We start from the raw sequence: 14,610 nt of genomic DNA, 5'->3' as shown, positions 1-14,610 counted from the left end.
GCAAGGCGTCGACCAGGGAACATGAGCGAGTTGTCCGACCTGATCATCTGCGAGTACTGCGACGCTGTTTACCAGCGCCCCCGGCTGCACGCGCACCAGCGGGCCAACTGCCGGCGCTGCGGTGGCGTTCTGGCGCGGCCGCATCTTTTCCATGTCGATCACCTGCTGGCCCTGTGCCTGACGGCGGTGCTGCTGGTCGTGTTCCTCGGCGTCAGCCCGGTTCTGGTGATCCAGACCCAGGGCCAGGCGCATCCGGCCACCCTGTTTGACGCGGTCTGGGCCCTGACCCGCGGCCCCACCGATCTGCTGGCGCTGGTGGCCGGGTTCTCGGTGATCCTGGTACCGCTGGTTCAGGTGGCCCTGATGAGCTGGATACTGGGATTCGCCCACTTCCGGCAGAAAGCGCCGGGCTTTCGCGGCTGCATGCGCACCCTCACCAGCCTGAGCCCCTGGAGCATGCTGGAAGTGTTCCTGCTTGGCGCGCTGGTGACGGTCTTCAAGATCACTGGCCGGATCGAAGTGCTGCCGACGCTGGGGCTCGCCGCACTGGCCGGGCTGAGCCTGCTGATCATCGGCATGGCGGGGCGCGATATTCACCGCCTTTGGGACGAGCTGCCATGACCCCGCCCACCGCCGATGAGCTGGGACTGCGCCTGTGCCATCACTGCCGGCTGGCCTGCGATGCGACAGCGCAACACTGCCCGCGTTGCAACACCTGGCTGCATCGTCGCAAGCACAACAGCATTGCCCGGGCCTGGGCACTCATGATGACCGCGCTGATCCTCTACATTCCGGCCAACGTGTTGCCGATCATGCACACCAGCTCGTTCACGGGAGATTCGGATACCACGATCCTGGGCAGCGTGGTCACACTCTGGCTGGACGGCGCCTGGGACATTGCGCTGATCATCTTCATCGCCAGCGTCGGCGTGCCGGTGACCAAGTTCCTGGTGCTGGGCCTGTTGCTGCTGACGGTGGGCCGGGGCTCGGAACGCAGCCGGCGTGACCGCACCCGGCTTTATCGCGGGCTTGAGCTGATCGGCTACTGGTCTATGCTCGACGTGTTCGTCGCCGGGCTGCTGGTCGCGCTGGTCCAGTTCGGTGCCCTGGGCTCGATCGAGCCCCGCATTGGCATCCTCTACTTTGGCCTGGTGGTGGTGCTGACCATGCTCGCCACCATGAGCTTTGATCCACGACTGATCTGGGATACGGAACCCCACCATGAGTAACGGAACGACGCCGCAGTCGCCTCCCGAGGCAGACGTCACTTCCCGCCGCTGGCGCCTGTCGCTGGTCTGGCTGGTGCCGCTGGTCGCCGCGCTGGTGGGCCTGTCGATGCTGATCCGCGCCTGGCAGGACGCCGGCCCCACGGTCCAAGTGTCCTTCGAGACCGCCAGCGGCCTGACGCCGGGCCAGTCCCAGGTCAAGTACCGCAACGTGGTGATCGGCGAGGTCTCCGACATCCAGCTCAGCGGCGACAACCGCAACGTCCTGGTCACCATCGAGCTGAACCACGAGGCAGAAGCCTTCACCCGCGAAGACTCACGTTACTGGGTGGTGCGTCCGCGTATCGGCACCGGTGGCATTTCCGGGCTCGACACCCTGCTCTCCGGCGATTTCATTGCCGCCGACCCGGGCAACTCGGAACAGCGTACCAACCGCTTCGAGGGCCTGGAGTCGCCGCCGCCGGTGACCTACGGCGAGCCCGGCAAGCGCTTCGAACTCAAGGCCCAGGACCTGGGGTCGCTGGATATCGGCTCGCCGGTTTACTACCGCAAGGTTCGCGTGGGCCAGGTGGTGTCCTACGGCCTGGACAAGTCCGGCGATGGCGTCGACGTCGTGGTGTTCGTCAACGCGCCCAACGACCGCTTCGTCACCGGCGACACCCGGTTCTGGAACGCCAGCGGTATCGACATTGGCGTCAGCGCCGACGGGCTGGAACTGGACTCGGAATCGCTGATCTCCGTGCTCACCGGGGGCATCGCCTTCGGCACCCCGGAATTCAGCGCCAACCGGGAACCGGCGCAGGCGGGTACCCAATTCCAGCTGTTCAACGAGAGGGGCGTCGCGCTGTCGCCGGGCAAGGGCCCGGCGCAGATGATCCGCATGCGCTTCGACCAGTCCCTGCGCGGACTCAAGGAAGGTTCTCCGGTGGAGCTGATCGGCAAGGAAATCGGCGAGGTAAGCCGGGTCACGCTGGACTACGACCCGGCGTCTCACACCTTCCCGGTGGTGGTGGACGCCCGGGTCTATCCGCAACTGATGGGCCAGGCCTACGGCAAGCTGCTCAGCGCCATCGGCGAGCCGGTCGGCGGCCCCAGCGAGGTACCGCTGCTGTTCGAGGAACTCGTCAGCCAGGGCCTGCGGGCGGAAGCACGCACCAGCAACCTGCTCACCGGCCAGCTTTACGTGTCACTGGAACTCTACCCGAACGCCAGCAAAACCGAATTCAACGTGGCCAAACGCCCGATTCGCATACCGACGCGCCCCACCAGCCTGGAGAAACTGCAGGAGCAGCTCACCCGCCTGGTGGAACGCCTGAGCAACATTCCCTACGAAAGCATCGCCAGGAACATGGACGGCAGCCTCGACGCGCTGCAGCAGACGCTGGGCCAGATCAACCGCGACGTGCTGCCGTCGGCGGTGGACAGCCTGCAGGGCATGGATCAGGTGATGGCGCAGATGCAGTCCACCCTGACCACCGCCTCGGACGCACTGGACCCGGACTCGCCGGAACGGGCGCGACTGGGCCACGCGCTGGACGAGGTGGAGCGAATGTCCCGCTCAGTCCGTGAACTGACCGATTACCTGCGGCGACACCCCGAAGCCATGCTTCGCGGCCGCGCCGCCCCGGCAAGGAGTGAACTGGCGCCATGACGGATTTCTCTCGACAGACGACAACGCTCCCCGCCCCTGGCAAGCGGTGGCTTCCCCTGCTGCTGTTCGGCATGCTGGGCCTGACGGCCTGCAGCACCAGCCCGCCCGTTCGGCTGCATACCCTGGTGGCGCCAGTCAGCGAGCCCTCCCCGGACACCGCCCGGTCGATCATCGCAATCGAAGCCGTCAGTGTACCGCCCCAGGTCGATCGCAGCGCGCTGGTGATCCGCCGCTCGGCCAGTGAACTGGAGGTGCTGGAATCCGACTGGTGGGGCGCGCCCCTGCCCGAGGAAATTCGCAGCGCGCTGACCACCCGGCTCAATCAGCCGGGCGAGGCCGATGGCCCGATTCACGCCTGGATCGAGGTCACCCGATTCGAAGCCGCACCGGATGCCAACGCCTGGCTCAACGCCAACATCCGCCTGGTTAATCGCACGAAAGACGCTTCACCGCGCCAGTTGAGCTGCCATCTCCAGCTCTACCAGACCACCGGCGCCGACGTCACCAGTATCGTGCTGGCCCAGCAGGCCAACCTCGACAACCTGACAGAACGACTGCGCCGCGCCGCCGATACCCTGGTGGCCGGCGACGCCCGGTGTCCCGACTAGGCGTGCGCGGTCACGGCGTGGGGCACGTAGCCGCTTTCCAGCACCGCCTTCTCTTCGTCGCTTAGAGTGATGTCGAGCGCGGCGATGGCGTCGTCCAGGTGACGCTCCTTGCTGGCCCCGATGATCGGTGCCGACACGACGGGGTTGGACGCGACCCAGGCCAGGGCGATCTGCGCCATGGGCGCCCCTCGCTGCTCTGCGACGGCGCGCAGGGATTCGATCACCGGCGTGTCGATGTCGCCGCCCAGCTGCCATTTGACGGTGTTCTCGTCGGTCCGTGAACGCATCGAGTCACCGCCCTCGCCCTGCGTCGTGCGGCCGGCCAACACGCCCCGCGCCAGAGGGCTCCAGGGAATCACGCCGACACCCTGGTCCGCGCACAGCGGGAACATCTCGCGCTCTTCCTCGCGGTAGATCAGGTTGTACATGGGCTGCATGGTGACAAACGTCGTCCAGCCATGACGCTCGGCGGTGAACTGGGCTTTGGCGAACTGCCAGGCGTACATCGACGACGCCCCGATGTAGCGCGCCTTGCCGGCTTTCACCACATCGTGCAGCGCCTCCATGGTTTCCTCGATGGGCGTGTCGTAGTCCCAGCGGTGGATCTGCAGCAGGTCCACATAGTCGGTGCCCATACGCGCCAGCGAGGCATCGATGGACGCCATGATGTGCTTGCGCGACAGGCCGCGGTCATTGGGCCCGTCTCCCATCGGGAAGTAGACCTTGGTGGCCAGGACAAAGTCCTCGCGGCGGGCGTAATCCAGCAGCGCCTTGCCCACCACGCGCTCCGATTCCCCCAGGGAATACATGTTGGCGGTGTCGAAGAAGTTGATACCCGCATCCAGCGCCTTCTTGATAAACGGACGGCTGGCCTGCTCGTCCAGCACCCACTCGCGCCAGGTGGGCGAGCCGTAGGTCATGGTGCCCAGGCACAGGGGAGACACCTTCATACCGGTGGAACCCAAACGGCGATAATCCATGGCAACCTCCTTGAAAATGATGGAAAGGCCGACGTTCGACCTGTCCGGGATACAGCGGGATTGGGACGTCGCGAGCTCTGACGGGTCGCGAGTCGATGCAGCGTGGTTCACGCCTACGAAGTGACGATGGATTATGCTGGACCGCCGGACGGCGATCCGCAAGGGAAACGGATGGCGGACGTCAACAAGGCCGGGCTGATCCGGGCAGCCAGCGATGGCCTATCGGTCGGGAGTCCCGATCAGCCCGGGTCCACGTCCCGGTAATCCTCGGGCACAAAGCGGGGCGTGCACAGCGCGAAGAACACCAGGGTGGTCTCACCAGTATTGCGGATGCGCTGGGGGCTGCCCGGCGGGATCACCACCACGTCGCCGGCGGACACGTCTTCGCTGAGCGTGTCGCCCACCTCGACCCGGCCTTCCCCGTCGAGAATAACGTAGCGTTCCACCTGCGCCGCCAGGGTATGCAACCGGGTAACCCCGCCCGGTTCCACCCGGGCGCGGGCGATGGACAGGGCCTCGTCGTCGGCACTGTTGGCCATTTCGAGGATGTAGCAGCCTTCCTCGAAGAAGTATTCCTGCGACGGATCGAATCGATGGACGGTCGGGTTCATTCGCTCTCCCGGGATTGTCTGGCTTGCGGTGCGTCCGGCAGCACATCGTCGATCACCGACCGGGCCCGGCCGCTGAACCAGCCGACGATATCTTCCAGCACCATGTACAACGACGGCACCACCAGCAACAGCAGCGCCGACGAGAACAGGATGCCATAGCCCAGGGAAATCGCCATGGGGATCATAAATTTGGCCTGGACCGAGGTCTCGAAGATCATGGGCGCCAAACCACCAAACGTGGTACAGGTGGTCAGGAAAATCGGCCTGAAGCGGCGCACGCCGGCGGCGTGGATGGCGTCAACCGCCGAATATCCCTCCCGCTGGCGGGCGTTGGCGTAATCGATCAGCACCAGCGAACCGTTCACCACCACGCCGCCCAGGGCGATGATCCCCATAATGCTGATCAGGCTCAGGCTGTAGCCCATGATCAGGTGCCCCAGCACCGCACCGACGATGCCGAACGGAATCGCCGTCATCACGATCAACGGCTGGGTGTAGCTGCGGAACGGCAGCGCCAGCAGTACGAAGATCACCAGTAACGCCAGGGTGACGGTGCTGTAGAAACTGTTGATCGAGTCGCGCATGCTTTCCTGACGGCCGCCGAAGCTGTAGGACAGCCCCGGGAAATCCTGCATCAGCTGCGGCAGCAGTTCGCCCCGCAGCGTCGCCAGCACCCGGTTGGTCTGCTCGATCGGCTCGACGTTGGCGCTCACCGGCATCACGCGCCGGCCGTTCTCCCGGCGAATGCTGGTCAGGGACGTTCCGGGCTCGATGCGGGCCACCTGGTCCAGGGGGACGTACTGGCCGCCCTCGGTGCGGATCATGAACGAGGACACCGCCACGGAACTCTTGCTCAACTCCGGCGGCAACTGCACCCGCACGGTCACCTCGTTGGCGCCGCGCAGCAGCTTGAAGGCCTCAGCGCCGTAGAAGGCGTCGCGGACCTGGCTGGCGATGTCGCCGGAGGTCAGCCCCAGGGCCCGGCCGGCCTCGGTCAGGCGCAGGCTCCAGCGCGGCTTGCCGGGTGCGTAACTGTCGTCCACGTCGGTAACGTGGTTGACCTCGGCCAGCCGCTGTCCCAGCACCGCGGCCGCGCGGTTCAGGGTCTCCACGTCGCTGTGGCTGAGCTGCACGGTCACGCCGGCACCGCCGCCGGGGCCGCCACGGTCGGTGTCGAAGCGCAGGGACTCCACGCCCAGAATCTCACCCGTCGCCCGGCGCCATTTCCGGGCCGTCTCGGCGGTGGTGATGGGTCGTTGATCGGGCCCGGTCAGGTAAATGCGCGCTTCCACCACGTTGTCTTCGATGGAGGCATACACGCCCTTGCTGAGCGCGTCCCCACCGTTGGCGTCGATGACCCGGCGAGCCGCGTCGGTCAGCTCCGCCCGCACCCGCCGCGCCTCGCTGGTGGGCGCGCCGTACGGCAGGGTGGCGGTGACTTCCACCGTATCCCCCTGCACCCGCGGCATGAGGATGAAGCCCATGCGACCGCTCAACGGATACGCCAGGGTAATCGCCAGCAGCGTCAGCGCCGCCGCCAGGGTCACGTAGCGCCAGCGCAGGGTGACCGACAGCGCGCGGCCGTAGACCCGCTCGATCAGGCCGCTGAACCCGCGGCTGAAACGTTGCTGGGCATCGTGCAGCCGGGCGCCGAAGCGGGTGCGCGAGCCGTCGCGCACATAGGCCAGGTGAGCCGGCAGGATGATCAGCGCTTCCACCAGCGAGATCAGGAACACCGAGCCCACCACCGCGGGAATGACCGCCCAGATCTGGCCGAAGGGCCCGGGCATGGCCGCCAGGGGCAGGAAGGCGACGATGTTGGTGATCACGCTGATCAGGATGGGCACGGCGATGTCCTTCGCCCCCTGGGTCGCCGCGTCAACGAACGGCATGCCGCGGCTGCGGTATTCGTAGATGTTCTCCCCCGCCACGATGGCGTCGTCCACCACGATCCCCAAAGCGATGATGAATGCGAACAGGGAAATCATGTTGATGGAGACGCCCATCCCCGGCAGGAACAGGAATGCCCCCAGGAAGGCCGTGGGAATCCCCACCGTGACCCAGAACGCCAGTTTGAACTCCAGGAACAGGCTGAGCAGCGCCAGTACCAGCAGCAACCCGAAGAAGCCGTTCTTGAGCAGCAGTTCCAGGCGCTGCTTGTAGACTTCCGAGGCGTCGCTCTGGACCACCACGTCGATGGCCGGCGGCAGGCCGGCGCGGATGTCCGGCAAGGCCGCGTGCACCGCGTCCGACACGCTGATGGGGGTTTCCGAGCCGACCCGGAACACCTCCACTTCGATGGCGCGCATGCCGTTGAACGACTGGATGTCCTCCACATCCTCGGAGAAACCGTCGGTGATGGTGGCGATGTCACCCAGGCGCAGAAGGGAACCGCCCTGCCCGGCGCGAATCACGATGTCGCGGAACTCCTCGGCGTGGCTGCGGCGTTCGTCCACCTGCAGCAGGATTTCCCCGGCGGCGGTCTCCACCGCACCGGCGGAGCGGTCGCGGGCGCTCTCGGCGACGATGCCGGCCACTTCGTCCAGGGTCAGGCCGTAGGCGCGCAAACGGTCCTCGGCAATGTCGATGTGGATCTCGTAATCGCGCACATCGTCCAGGTCCGCCTGGGTGATGCCGGGCTCCAGCAGCAGGCGATCACGGATCTGCTCCGCCGCCGTTCTCAGGCTCTGATCCGGCGCGGCGCCGTAGACCAGCACGTCCAGTACGTCGCGACGCCAGCCACTGTACTCGATCTCCGGTTCCTCGGCGTCGTCAGGGAACGTCTGAATCTGGTCGACGGCGCGGATTACATCCTGGTAGGTGCGCTGCAGATCGGCACCCTCGATCAGCTCCAGGGTCACTGAGCCCGAACCCTCCCGGGCGGTGGACGTGACGTCCTTGATCCCGATCAGCCCGCGGACCGCTTCTTCCACCGGCAGCACCACCCCCTGCTCGATTTCCTCAGGTGTGGCGTTGGGGTAGGACACACTGATGTCGATGGCGTCGCGCTGGAAATCCGGAAACACCTCCTGGGTGATCCGGGAGGTCATGTACAGTCCGCCCAGGATCAGCACCAGCATCAACAGGTTGGGCGCCACCCGGTGGGCGGTCATGAAGCCGATAAAGCCCTTGGGCCGATCAGACATCTCCGCCTCCGTCACGGCTGGAATCGGTGTCCACTTCCTGGACGCGCAGCGGCATGCCCTCGGTCACCACAGAAATCTGCGAGGTGACGATGCGGTCACCGTCCTCGATGCCGTCGGTCACCAGCACGCGTTCGCCGTCGCGGTAAGCGATGGTGACCTGGCGCATGGCCAGTTCGTCGTTGTCGTCCATCAGCCAGACGATATTGCCCGAGTGGACCCACTCCGGCTGCAGCGCCACGGCCTCCTGCACCGCCGCGCCCTGGATCTCACCCCGCACGTAGGCGCCGAGCAGCAGGCGGGGCTGGTTGGCTTGCCCGCTTCCACGGGCCAGCGGGTCCTGCACCGCCACCCGCACCTGGGCCATGCGGCCGCCCTCTTCCAGCTGTCCGAGCAGTCGCACCACGCGCCCCTCGCGGGACACATCGGTGGGCCAGACGCCCTCGTAACGCAGCTGGACGGTGGAGCCCTTGCTGTCCGATCCGGGGAAGCGCACCCACTTCAGCGCGTTAACCGGCACGGTCAGTTCCAGCCACCAGGTGTCGACGCCGACCAGTTCCGCCAGCGTGGTGCCGGTGGAGACCTCCGCGCCTTCCGCCACGGCCCGGGACAGCACCATCGCCTCGAACGGCGCGGTAATCCCCGTGCGCTCCAGGTTCAGCCGGGCTTCGGCCAGATCCGCCTCGGCCGCGGCCACAGCAGCCTGGGCCGTTTCCAACTGGGGCCGGCGCAGGATCAGGCTGCGCTCGGCGTCGCTGACGTTTTCCCCGAGCAATTCGTATTCACGCTGGGCCACGGCCTGCTGGCCCTGCTCCAGCGACAGGTCGGCCCGTGCCTGGGTCAGCGCACTGCGGGCCCGGGTCAGCGCCAGTTCGTAATCCCGTGGATCGAGCTGCAGCAGCGACTCGCCGCTGGCCAGCACACTGCCGGCGTCGAAGTTGTCGGCCAGCGACACCACCCGGCCGCCCACCCGTGGTGTCAGCGTCAACGCATGGGAGGGCTGCACCTGCCCCCAGGCCGTGACCGTCACCTGATGGGACCGACGCTCGGCCACCTCAATTTCCACCAGACGCTTGGAACGCTCCGCCGGCGGTTGCCGGCCAGCCTCTTCAGCGGTGCCCAGCAGCAGCCAGGCGATGCCCGCACCGGCCACCAGCACCCCCAGGCACAGCACGGCCTGGAACAGGCCACGTGCCGGCGTCATCCGACGGTTGGACGACTGGCCCTGATCTCTCAGGGATTTCTGATCAACGCTCATCCGTTGGCCTCGCTTGCTTCCGGTCCGGCGGTGTCCCAGCCCCCGGCGATGGTTCGAATCAGGACAATCCGGTCCAGCAACAGGGCCCACTGGGCCTCGAGCTGCTGGCGCTGCACGGATTGCAGGGTGGTCAGTGCCGACAACACGTCCAGGTACTCGGCGGCCCCGCCGATGTAGCGCTGCCGCAGGCGTTCCACCACCTCTTCGGCCAACCTCAGCTGGCGATTGAGACTGATCAGTCGTTCCTGGTCATAGTGGGCGTTGGACAGCGCCGTTTCCACTTCCGCCACCGCATCCACCACGGTCTGGGCGTAATCATTGAAGGCCACATCACGAGCCGCTGTGGAGCGGTCCACCTCGGCCTCCAACGCGCCGCCCCGGAAGATCGGTACGGCCAGCGCCGCCGCCAGCGAAGACACCCAGTCCTCAAACAGGTCGGTTGGCGAAGTGGCGGCGGTTTCCAGGGAGGCGGACAGATCCAGGCGCGGGTACTGCTCGGCGATGGCCACCGCCACGTCGGCGTCGGCCGACTGCACGCGCTGCCAGGCCGCCCGCAGATCGGGCCGCTGGTTCAACCACTGCGACGGCAGGCCCACCCCGGGCATGGGCGGCAGCTCGATGATGGCGGTGCCCGCTGGCAGGGCCAATGTGTTGGCCGGCTGGCCCATCAGTGCGGCCAGTTGGTGACGCAGATCCTTGAGGGTGGCGCGAGCGGATAACAGGTCGGACACGGACGCTTCGGCCAGGCGGCGCTGGCGCAGGAGCTCGTCGAACTGGGCCTGGCCGTTGCGGTAGCGCACCGAGATCAGGTCGGCCACCTGCTCGTTGGTGGCCCGCTGACGGTCAAGCAGATCGACGATAGCGCGCTGGCGCAGCACCCGGTAGAAGGTGTCGGCGGTGGAAGCGGTCAGGCTGATGTAGGCGGCGTCCAGATCGGCTTCGCTGGCCTGGGCCTCCAAGCGCGCCGACTCGACGCCGGCACCGATGCGGCCCCACAGGTCCACCTCATAGGACGCCGAGGCTCCGACGCGGTAGTTCTCGCTGCTGCTACCATCCTGGCGTGTGATTCCCGCATCCGCGTTGGCGTCCAGCGTCGGCAACTGATCGGCGCCGGCAATGCGTGCGGCCGCCCTGGCCTGACGCAGGCGCGCGCGCGCCGAGGCCAGACTGAAGCTCCCATCCACAGCTGCAGCCACCACCTCGTCCAGACGGGGATCGTCGAAATGATGCCACCACTGGCGGGTCAGGCGGATATCCCCGGCCTCGGGCGTTCCGGAAAAACTCGCCGGCAGCGTCACCGGCTGCGGAACGGTTTCCGTGGGCGTGGAGACGCAGCCCACCAAGCCGAGTGCGCCCAGCAGCAGGTTCAGGGAGAATCGTCGAGCGGGACCTGGAATCATGCAACCTCTGACAATGGATACGGTTATGCCTTGCGGCACCTCTGACACGCGCCATCATAGAGGAGTTAAGAAACGTTAAGGTTGTCTTTTCACAAAATTTACACGGAGACTTACAAAGACGGCAGGCCTCCGCAGAAGGCCGTTCAGCGGTCCTCGCGGGAACCGGTCCGGCCGAAAACGGACGTCAGCATAACCAGGAACGCCAGCGCCGCGCAGGCCGCCATGGACATCACCACCGCCGGCAGGGTGTGCGGCAGCAGTGCCGACAGGGCACTGAGTGTGCCGGCAACGCCGAATTGGGCCGCGCCAAGCAACGCCGCGGCGGAGCCGCCACTGGTGGGAAAATACTCCATAAAGCAGCTCTGGATATTAGGGATGATGGCCCCCATCACGCCGATCGTCAGCATCATGGCCGCCAGGAATCCGTAGACCGGCCAGGCCATCTGCGCGGCGACCACCAGCAGCACACCGCCCAGCGCCTGGACCAGCGTCGCCACCTGCAGGATCCGCAGCGACGTGACCCGCGACAGCAGCGCCCGGTTGATCAGGTTAACGCAGAACATGGCCACGATGTTGGCGCCGAACAGCAGCCCGAAGGCTTCCTTCGACTCACCAAAGTGATCCTGATAGATGAACGAAGCGTGGGTGATAAACAGCATCATCACGGAAAACGAACCCACCTGCCAGGCGATGAACGGCAGCGCGGCCCGGTTACGGAGCACCTCGGCGTAGCGCCTGAGCACCCCGCCGGACGACGCCGAACCGGTGTGCACGCTGCTGTGGCGAAACACGGTGCCCAACAGCAGGGGCACCACAGCCACCGCGTAGACGGCCAGAAACAGGAAGATGACGTTCCAGGGCCCCAGGTGCAGCAGCCCGCTGCCGATGCTCGGGGCAATCCCCGGCGCCACCACCATGATCAGCCCCATCATCGAGAACAGCTTGGCGGCATCCTGCCCACTCACCAGGTCCCGCACCAGCGCCGGCACCGAGACCAGCGCCCAACCGGCTCCCAGGGCCTGCACGGCACGGCCGGCGAGAAACAGGGACAGGTTATCGGTCAAGGCGAGCCCCAGGCTGGATACAACAAAGATGGTCAGACCGGAAAGAAGAACCGGCTTGCGACCGAAGCGGTCCGACAAGGCGCCGCCAATCAGTTGGCCTATGGCGAGGCAGAAGACGTAGATCGACACGCTCAGCCCCACTTCCTGCGACGTCGCCCCCAGGGATTGCGCGATGTCGGGGAAGGCGGGCAGGTAGGTATCCAGCGAAAACGGCCCGATCATCATGGCGGAGGCCAGTGCCAGGATCAGTGAAAAGCGAACGTGGGAGTCCTTCGTCGTCATACAGTGTCCATTCGGGGTCAGCAAATCGCGCAGGTGAATCGCAAACTATAGATTGGCCCGCTACCGAAACAAAATCGACAGATGTGCTTACCGACAGCCCCGTCTCACTGTGTACAAAGCGATGCCGGCGGCGGGCGCCAACCCGCTGGTGGTGATGCTGACCGGGCAGGACTGGCACTGCCTCATCTCGCCGGTGGCCATCGGCACCCGGGCCATTGTCGCGTTCGGCCTGGCCTACCACCGGCTGCTGTCACGCCAGCCCTACCCCAAACGCTGGCTCTGAGGCGACGCATTCATTCGACGGAACGGGCGATGCCCGACCATCGACGGCGCTTCCGGCCGGGCCGAGCGGTGGAACACCAACGTGCCCGCCGCTACCAGGGTACCGGCGAGGGCGAGGTTGGGCGGTGTCGCTTCGCCCAGCGCCAGTACCGCAATAGCGGTCCCGACTACGGCGGCAACGGTGCCGATCTGGCTGAGATAAACCGGCCCGGCCAGCTTCTGCAGCACGAAGTAGAAGAAATAGAGAACGGCGAACACCAGGACTTCCACGGCGAGCAGCCCCAGTATGGTAGACGAGCGCATCATGGCCCCGATCTCGCCCACCTCGGTGGCCAGCACGAACGGCAACAGGGACAACCCGGCGCCGAACAGCATGATCGCCGCCAGGAAAATCGGCGAGGTGCCGGTTGGCCAGCGCAGGGTCCGGTAGATGTTGCCGATGGACAAGGCCAGCGGCATGGCCAGGATCAGCATCGCCCAGATCGGTTCGCCGGCGCTGTTTCCCGCCTTGGACACCGCCAGGATCACGCCACCGGCCAGCGCCAGCAACACCCCCAGAAGACGCGGCACCCGCATCCGCTCCATCCCCATCAACAAGGCCAGCAGCCAGGTCAGCAGGATCGGGAAAGCGAAGCTGAGCGAGATGAAGCCGGCCCCCACATGGCGCACGGCCAGGAACCCCAGGGCATTAGGCAGCGCCATGAGCACGCCCGTCACCAGGGCATACTCCAGAGTCCGCCGGTTCAGGGGCATGGCCTGGCGCTGCAGCGCCGTCAGGCCGGTCAGAATGATCCCCGCGCCCACCAGGCCGAGCATGAGAAACGTCAGCCGCGGTGCCCCGGCGCCATCGGCCAGTTTGGCCATCACCAGGGACAGCGCCAGCAGAGTGCCAACCAGCAGCAGACAGCCCAGGGCGAAGAGCCCCTGTCCGTCCCGCGCCTTGTGAGATTGCATCACCTTCGCCATCATTGATCTCCAGAATCTTGGCGTCGAGACGAGTTCGTTGGCAACGCTCGTCCGGGCCGAATCACATTTATCTCATCATCAAGATAAAATTTATCTTAACACCAAGATAAAAAGAGGCACAATGAGTCGTGTAAAGCTGGCCACGGATCAGTGGCAGACGGAAATGCCGGAGCTGGATCTGCTCCCGATGGAACTGCTGGGCCGGTTAGGCGCCGCGACCCGCCAGATCACGCGGGATTACCTGGATCCGTTCTTCAAATCCCACGGACTCCACCAGGGGGAATTCGACGTACTGGCCACACTGCGGCGCTCGGGCGAGCCTTACTCACTGGGTCCTACCCAGCTGTTCGAGGCGCTGATGATCTCCTCGGGCGGGATGACCAACCGGCTCGACCGGCTGGAAAAAGCGGGTCTGATACGGCGCACACCGAATCCGGAAGATCGCCGCGGCATGCTGGTCAGTCTGTCCGATGACGGGCTGGCACTCATCAACCGCATCGTGCCGCTGCACGTGGATAACGAGGCCCGGGCGCTGACCGCCCTTACCCGCAACGAGCAGAAGCGTCTCAACGATCTGCTGGGCAAACTGCTGGAGGGGCTGGATCGCACTAACGCTTGAACTTGGTCTCCAGCACCACGGCGGAATTGGTCCGCTCCACCCCCTCCAGATTACCGATGTCATCGAGTACGGTGCTGAGTTCTTCCAGCGACTGCGCCTGTACGATGGCGATCAGGTCGTATTCGCCACTGACCGAGAACAGCTGCGCCACGTGATGGATCTGCTCCAGCGCGGCGTTGGTCCGCGCGGTCAGTTTCTGGCGCACCTTGATCGACACATGCGCTTCCACCCGGTTGGTGGAGTAGGCACCCCCCAGTTCCAGCGAATAGCCCTTGATCACGCCGTTGGCTTCGAGCCGGGCAATCCGGTTCTGCACCGTTGAGCGCGACAGATTCAGGGCCCGTGCCAGTTCCGACACACTGGTCCGGGCGTTCTGGCGCAACAGCAGCAGCAATCGCTGGTCCTGGGCGCTGACGGGCTTGTCCATTTCGTCTCCAGTATGGGCGTATTGATCGTTTTGGTGATCATTTTGCCATAAAGCATCGCTAATTCGATGCTTTTAACGCTGCAAAGTGACACT

Annotated in this window: 14 protein-coding genes; 6 read left to right on the top strand and 8 right to left on the bottom strand. The window is 65.7% G+C overall.

From position 1 onward, the window contains the following. Window positions 1-21 precede the first annotated feature (21 nt). From DKK67_RS06830 to DKK67_RS06815, 4 genes are read left to right on the top strand one after another with little or no spacing between them, the layout of a single operon-like run. A complete protein-coding gene (locus DKK67_RS06830) occupies window positions 22-621 on the top strand; it encodes a paraquat-inducible protein A (RefSeq protein ID WP_111495639.1) in 600 nt (199 codons plus the stop codon). Beyond that, window positions 618-1,229, top strand: a complete 612-nt coding sequence (locus DKK67_RS06825) for a paraquat-inducible protein A (RefSeq protein WP_111495638.1) — start codon at window positions 618-620, stop codon at window positions 1,227-1,229. Before DKK67_RS06830 ends, DKK67_RS06825 begins: the two co-directional genes overlap by 4 nt. After that, complete coding sequence (locus tag DKK67_RS06820) at window positions 1,222-2,877, top strand: PqiB family protein (RefSeq protein WP_111495637.1); 1,656 nt, start codon at window positions 1,222-1,224, stop codon at window positions 2,875-2,877. Before DKK67_RS06825 ends, DKK67_RS06820 begins: the two co-directional genes overlap by 8 nt. Continuing rightward, window positions 2,874-3,485 (top strand): PqiC family protein, encoded by a 612-nt coding sequence (locus DKK67_RS06815; protein WP_111495636.1) that lies wholly within the window; start codon window positions 2,874-2,876, stop codon window positions 3,483-3,485. The genes DKK67_RS06820 and DKK67_RS06815 overlap by 4 nt, the downstream gene beginning before the upstream one ends. Here DKK67_RS06815 and DKK67_RS06810 read toward each other — a convergent pair. The 6 genes from DKK67_RS06810 to DKK67_RS06785 form a co-directional block, all read right to left on the bottom strand. Further along, complete coding sequence (locus DKK67_RS06810) at window positions 3,482-4,465, bottom strand: aldo/keto reductase (protein WP_111495635.1); 984 nt, start codon at window positions 4,463-4,465, stop codon at window positions 3,482-3,484. The genes DKK67_RS06815 and DKK67_RS06810 overlap by 4 nt on opposite strands. A gap of 239 nt (window positions 4,466-4,704) precedes the next feature. After that, window positions 4,705-5,076, bottom strand: coding sequence for a cupin domain-containing protein (locus DKK67_RS06805; protein ID WP_111495634.1), 372 nt, complete (start codon window positions 5,074-5,076; stop codon window positions 4,705-4,707). After that, window positions 5,073-8,222, bottom strand: a complete 3,150-nt coding sequence (locus tag DKK67_RS06800; protein WP_111495633.1) for an efflux RND transporter permease subunit — start codon at window positions 8,220-8,222, stop codon at window positions 5,073-5,075. The genes DKK67_RS06805 and DKK67_RS06800 overlap by 4 nt, the downstream gene beginning before the upstream one ends. Continuing rightward, entirely contained in the window at window positions 8,215-9,477 is a 1,263-nt protein-coding gene (locus DKK67_RS06795; RefSeq protein WP_111495632.1) for an efflux RND transporter periplasmic adaptor subunit, read from the bottom strand. The genes DKK67_RS06800 and DKK67_RS06795 overlap by 8 nt, the downstream gene beginning before the upstream one ends. Then, window positions 9,474-10,877 carry an efflux transporter outer membrane subunit gene (locus tag DKK67_RS06790; RefSeq protein WP_111495631.1) on the bottom strand — a complete coding sequence of 468 codons (1,404 nt, stop codon included), beginning with the start codon at window positions 10,875-10,877 and terminating at the stop codon, window positions 9,474-9,476. Before DKK67_RS06790 ends, DKK67_RS06795 begins: the two co-directional genes overlap by 4 nt. 143 nt (window positions 10,878-11,020) lie before the next feature. After that, window positions 11,021-12,223: a multidrug effflux MFS transporter gene (locus tag DKK67_RS06785; RefSeq protein WP_111495630.1), complete on the bottom strand. Its 1,203-nt coding sequence runs from the start codon at window positions 12,221-12,223 to the stop codon at window positions 11,021-11,023. A 109-nt stretch (window positions 12,224-12,332) separates the two neighbouring features. On the opposite strand from DKK67_RS06785, the gene DKK67_RS06780 reads away from it, so the two are divergent. Then, window positions 12,333-12,506, top strand: coding sequence for an HPP family protein (locus tag DKK67_RS06780; RefSeq protein WP_228160528.1), 174 nt, complete (start codon window positions 12,333-12,335; stop codon window positions 12,504-12,506). Here the strand turns inward: DKK67_RS06780 and DKK67_RS06775 are convergent. After that, complete coding sequence (locus tag DKK67_RS06775) at window positions 12,485-13,471, bottom strand: DMT family transporter (protein WP_111495629.1); 987 nt, start codon at window positions 13,469-13,471, stop codon at window positions 12,485-12,487. The two genes, DKK67_RS06780 and DKK67_RS06775, sit on opposite strands and share 22 nt — an antisense overlap. Window positions 13,472-13,592: 121 nt before the next feature. Here DKK67_RS06775 and DKK67_RS06770 point away from each other — a divergent pair, with 121 nt between their 5' ends. Beyond that, window positions 13,593-14,090 (top strand): MarR family winged helix-turn-helix transcriptional regulator, encoded by a 498-nt coding sequence (locus DKK67_RS06770; RefSeq protein WP_111495628.1) that lies wholly within the window; start codon window positions 13,593-13,595, stop codon window positions 14,088-14,090. Here DKK67_RS06770 and DKK67_RS06765 read toward each other — a convergent pair. Then, window positions 14,080-14,517 (bottom strand): Lrp/AsnC family transcriptional regulator, encoded by a 438-nt coding sequence (locus DKK67_RS06765; protein WP_111495627.1) that lies wholly within the window; start codon window positions 14,515-14,517, stop codon window positions 14,080-14,082. The genes DKK67_RS06770 and DKK67_RS06765 overlap by 11 nt on opposite strands. Between the last annotated feature and the right edge of the window lie 93 nt (window positions 14,518-14,610).

The organism is Marinobacter bohaiensis, assembly GCF_003258515.1.
GTDB lineage: Bacteria > Pseudomonadota > Gammaproteobacteria > Pseudomonadales > Oleiphilaceae > Marinobacter_A > Marinobacter_A bohaiensis.
The sequence above is the reverse complement of the archived record's forward strand: the minus strand, read 5'-3'. Positions and strand labels throughout refer to the sequence as shown.

Excerpts from the sequence above, each read along its gene's own strand:
- DKK67_RS06830 (WP_111495639.1), top strand. The coding sequence starts at position 22 with ATGAGCGAGTTGTCCGACCTGATCATCTGCGAGTACTGCGACGCTGTT.
- DKK67_RS06825 (WP_111495638.1), top strand. The coding sequence starts at position 618 with ATGACCCCGCCCACCGCCGATGAGCTGGGACTGCGCCTGTGCCATCAC.
- DKK67_RS06820 (WP_111495637.1), top strand. The coding sequence starts at position 1,222 with ATGAGTAACGGAACGACGCCGCAGTCGCCTCCCGAGGCAGACGTCACT.
- DKK67_RS06815 (WP_111495636.1), top strand. The coding sequence starts at position 2,874 with ATGACGGATTTCTCTCGACAGACGACAACGCTCCCCGCCCCTGGCAAG.
- DKK67_RS06810 (WP_111495635.1), bottom strand. The coding sequence starts at position 4,465 with ATGGATTATCGCCGTTTGGGTTCCACCGGTATGAAGGTGTCTCCCCTG.
- DKK67_RS06805 (WP_111495634.1), bottom strand. The coding sequence starts at position 5,076 with ATGAACCCGACCGTCCATCGATTCGATCCGTCGCAGGAATACTTCTTC.
- DKK67_RS06800 (WP_111495633.1), bottom strand. The coding sequence starts at position 8,222 with ATGTCTGATCGGCCCAAGGGCTTTATCGGCTTCATGACCGCCCACCGG.
- DKK67_RS06795 (WP_111495632.1), bottom strand. The coding sequence starts at position 9,477 with ATGAGCGTTGATCAGAAATCCCTGAGAGATCAGGGCCAGTCGTCCAAC.
- DKK67_RS06790 (WP_111495631.1), bottom strand. The coding sequence starts at position 10,877 with ATGATTCCAGGTCCCGCTCGACGATTCTCCCTGAACCTGCTGCTGGGC.
- DKK67_RS06785 (WP_111495630.1), bottom strand. The coding sequence starts at position 12,223 with ATGACGACGAAGGACTCCCACGTTCGCTTTTCACTGATCCTGGCACTG.
- DKK67_RS06775 (WP_111495629.1), bottom strand. The coding sequence starts at position 13,471 with ATGGCGAAGGTGATGCAATCTCACAAGGCGCGGGACGGACAGGGGCTC.
- DKK67_RS06770 (WP_111495628.1), top strand. The coding sequence starts at position 13,593 with ATGAGTCGTGTAAAGCTGGCCACGGATCAGTGGCAGACGGAAATGCCG.
- DKK67_RS06765 (WP_111495627.1), bottom strand. The coding sequence starts at position 14,517 with ATGGACAAGCCCGTCAGCGCCCAGGACCAGCGATTGCTGCTGCTGTTG.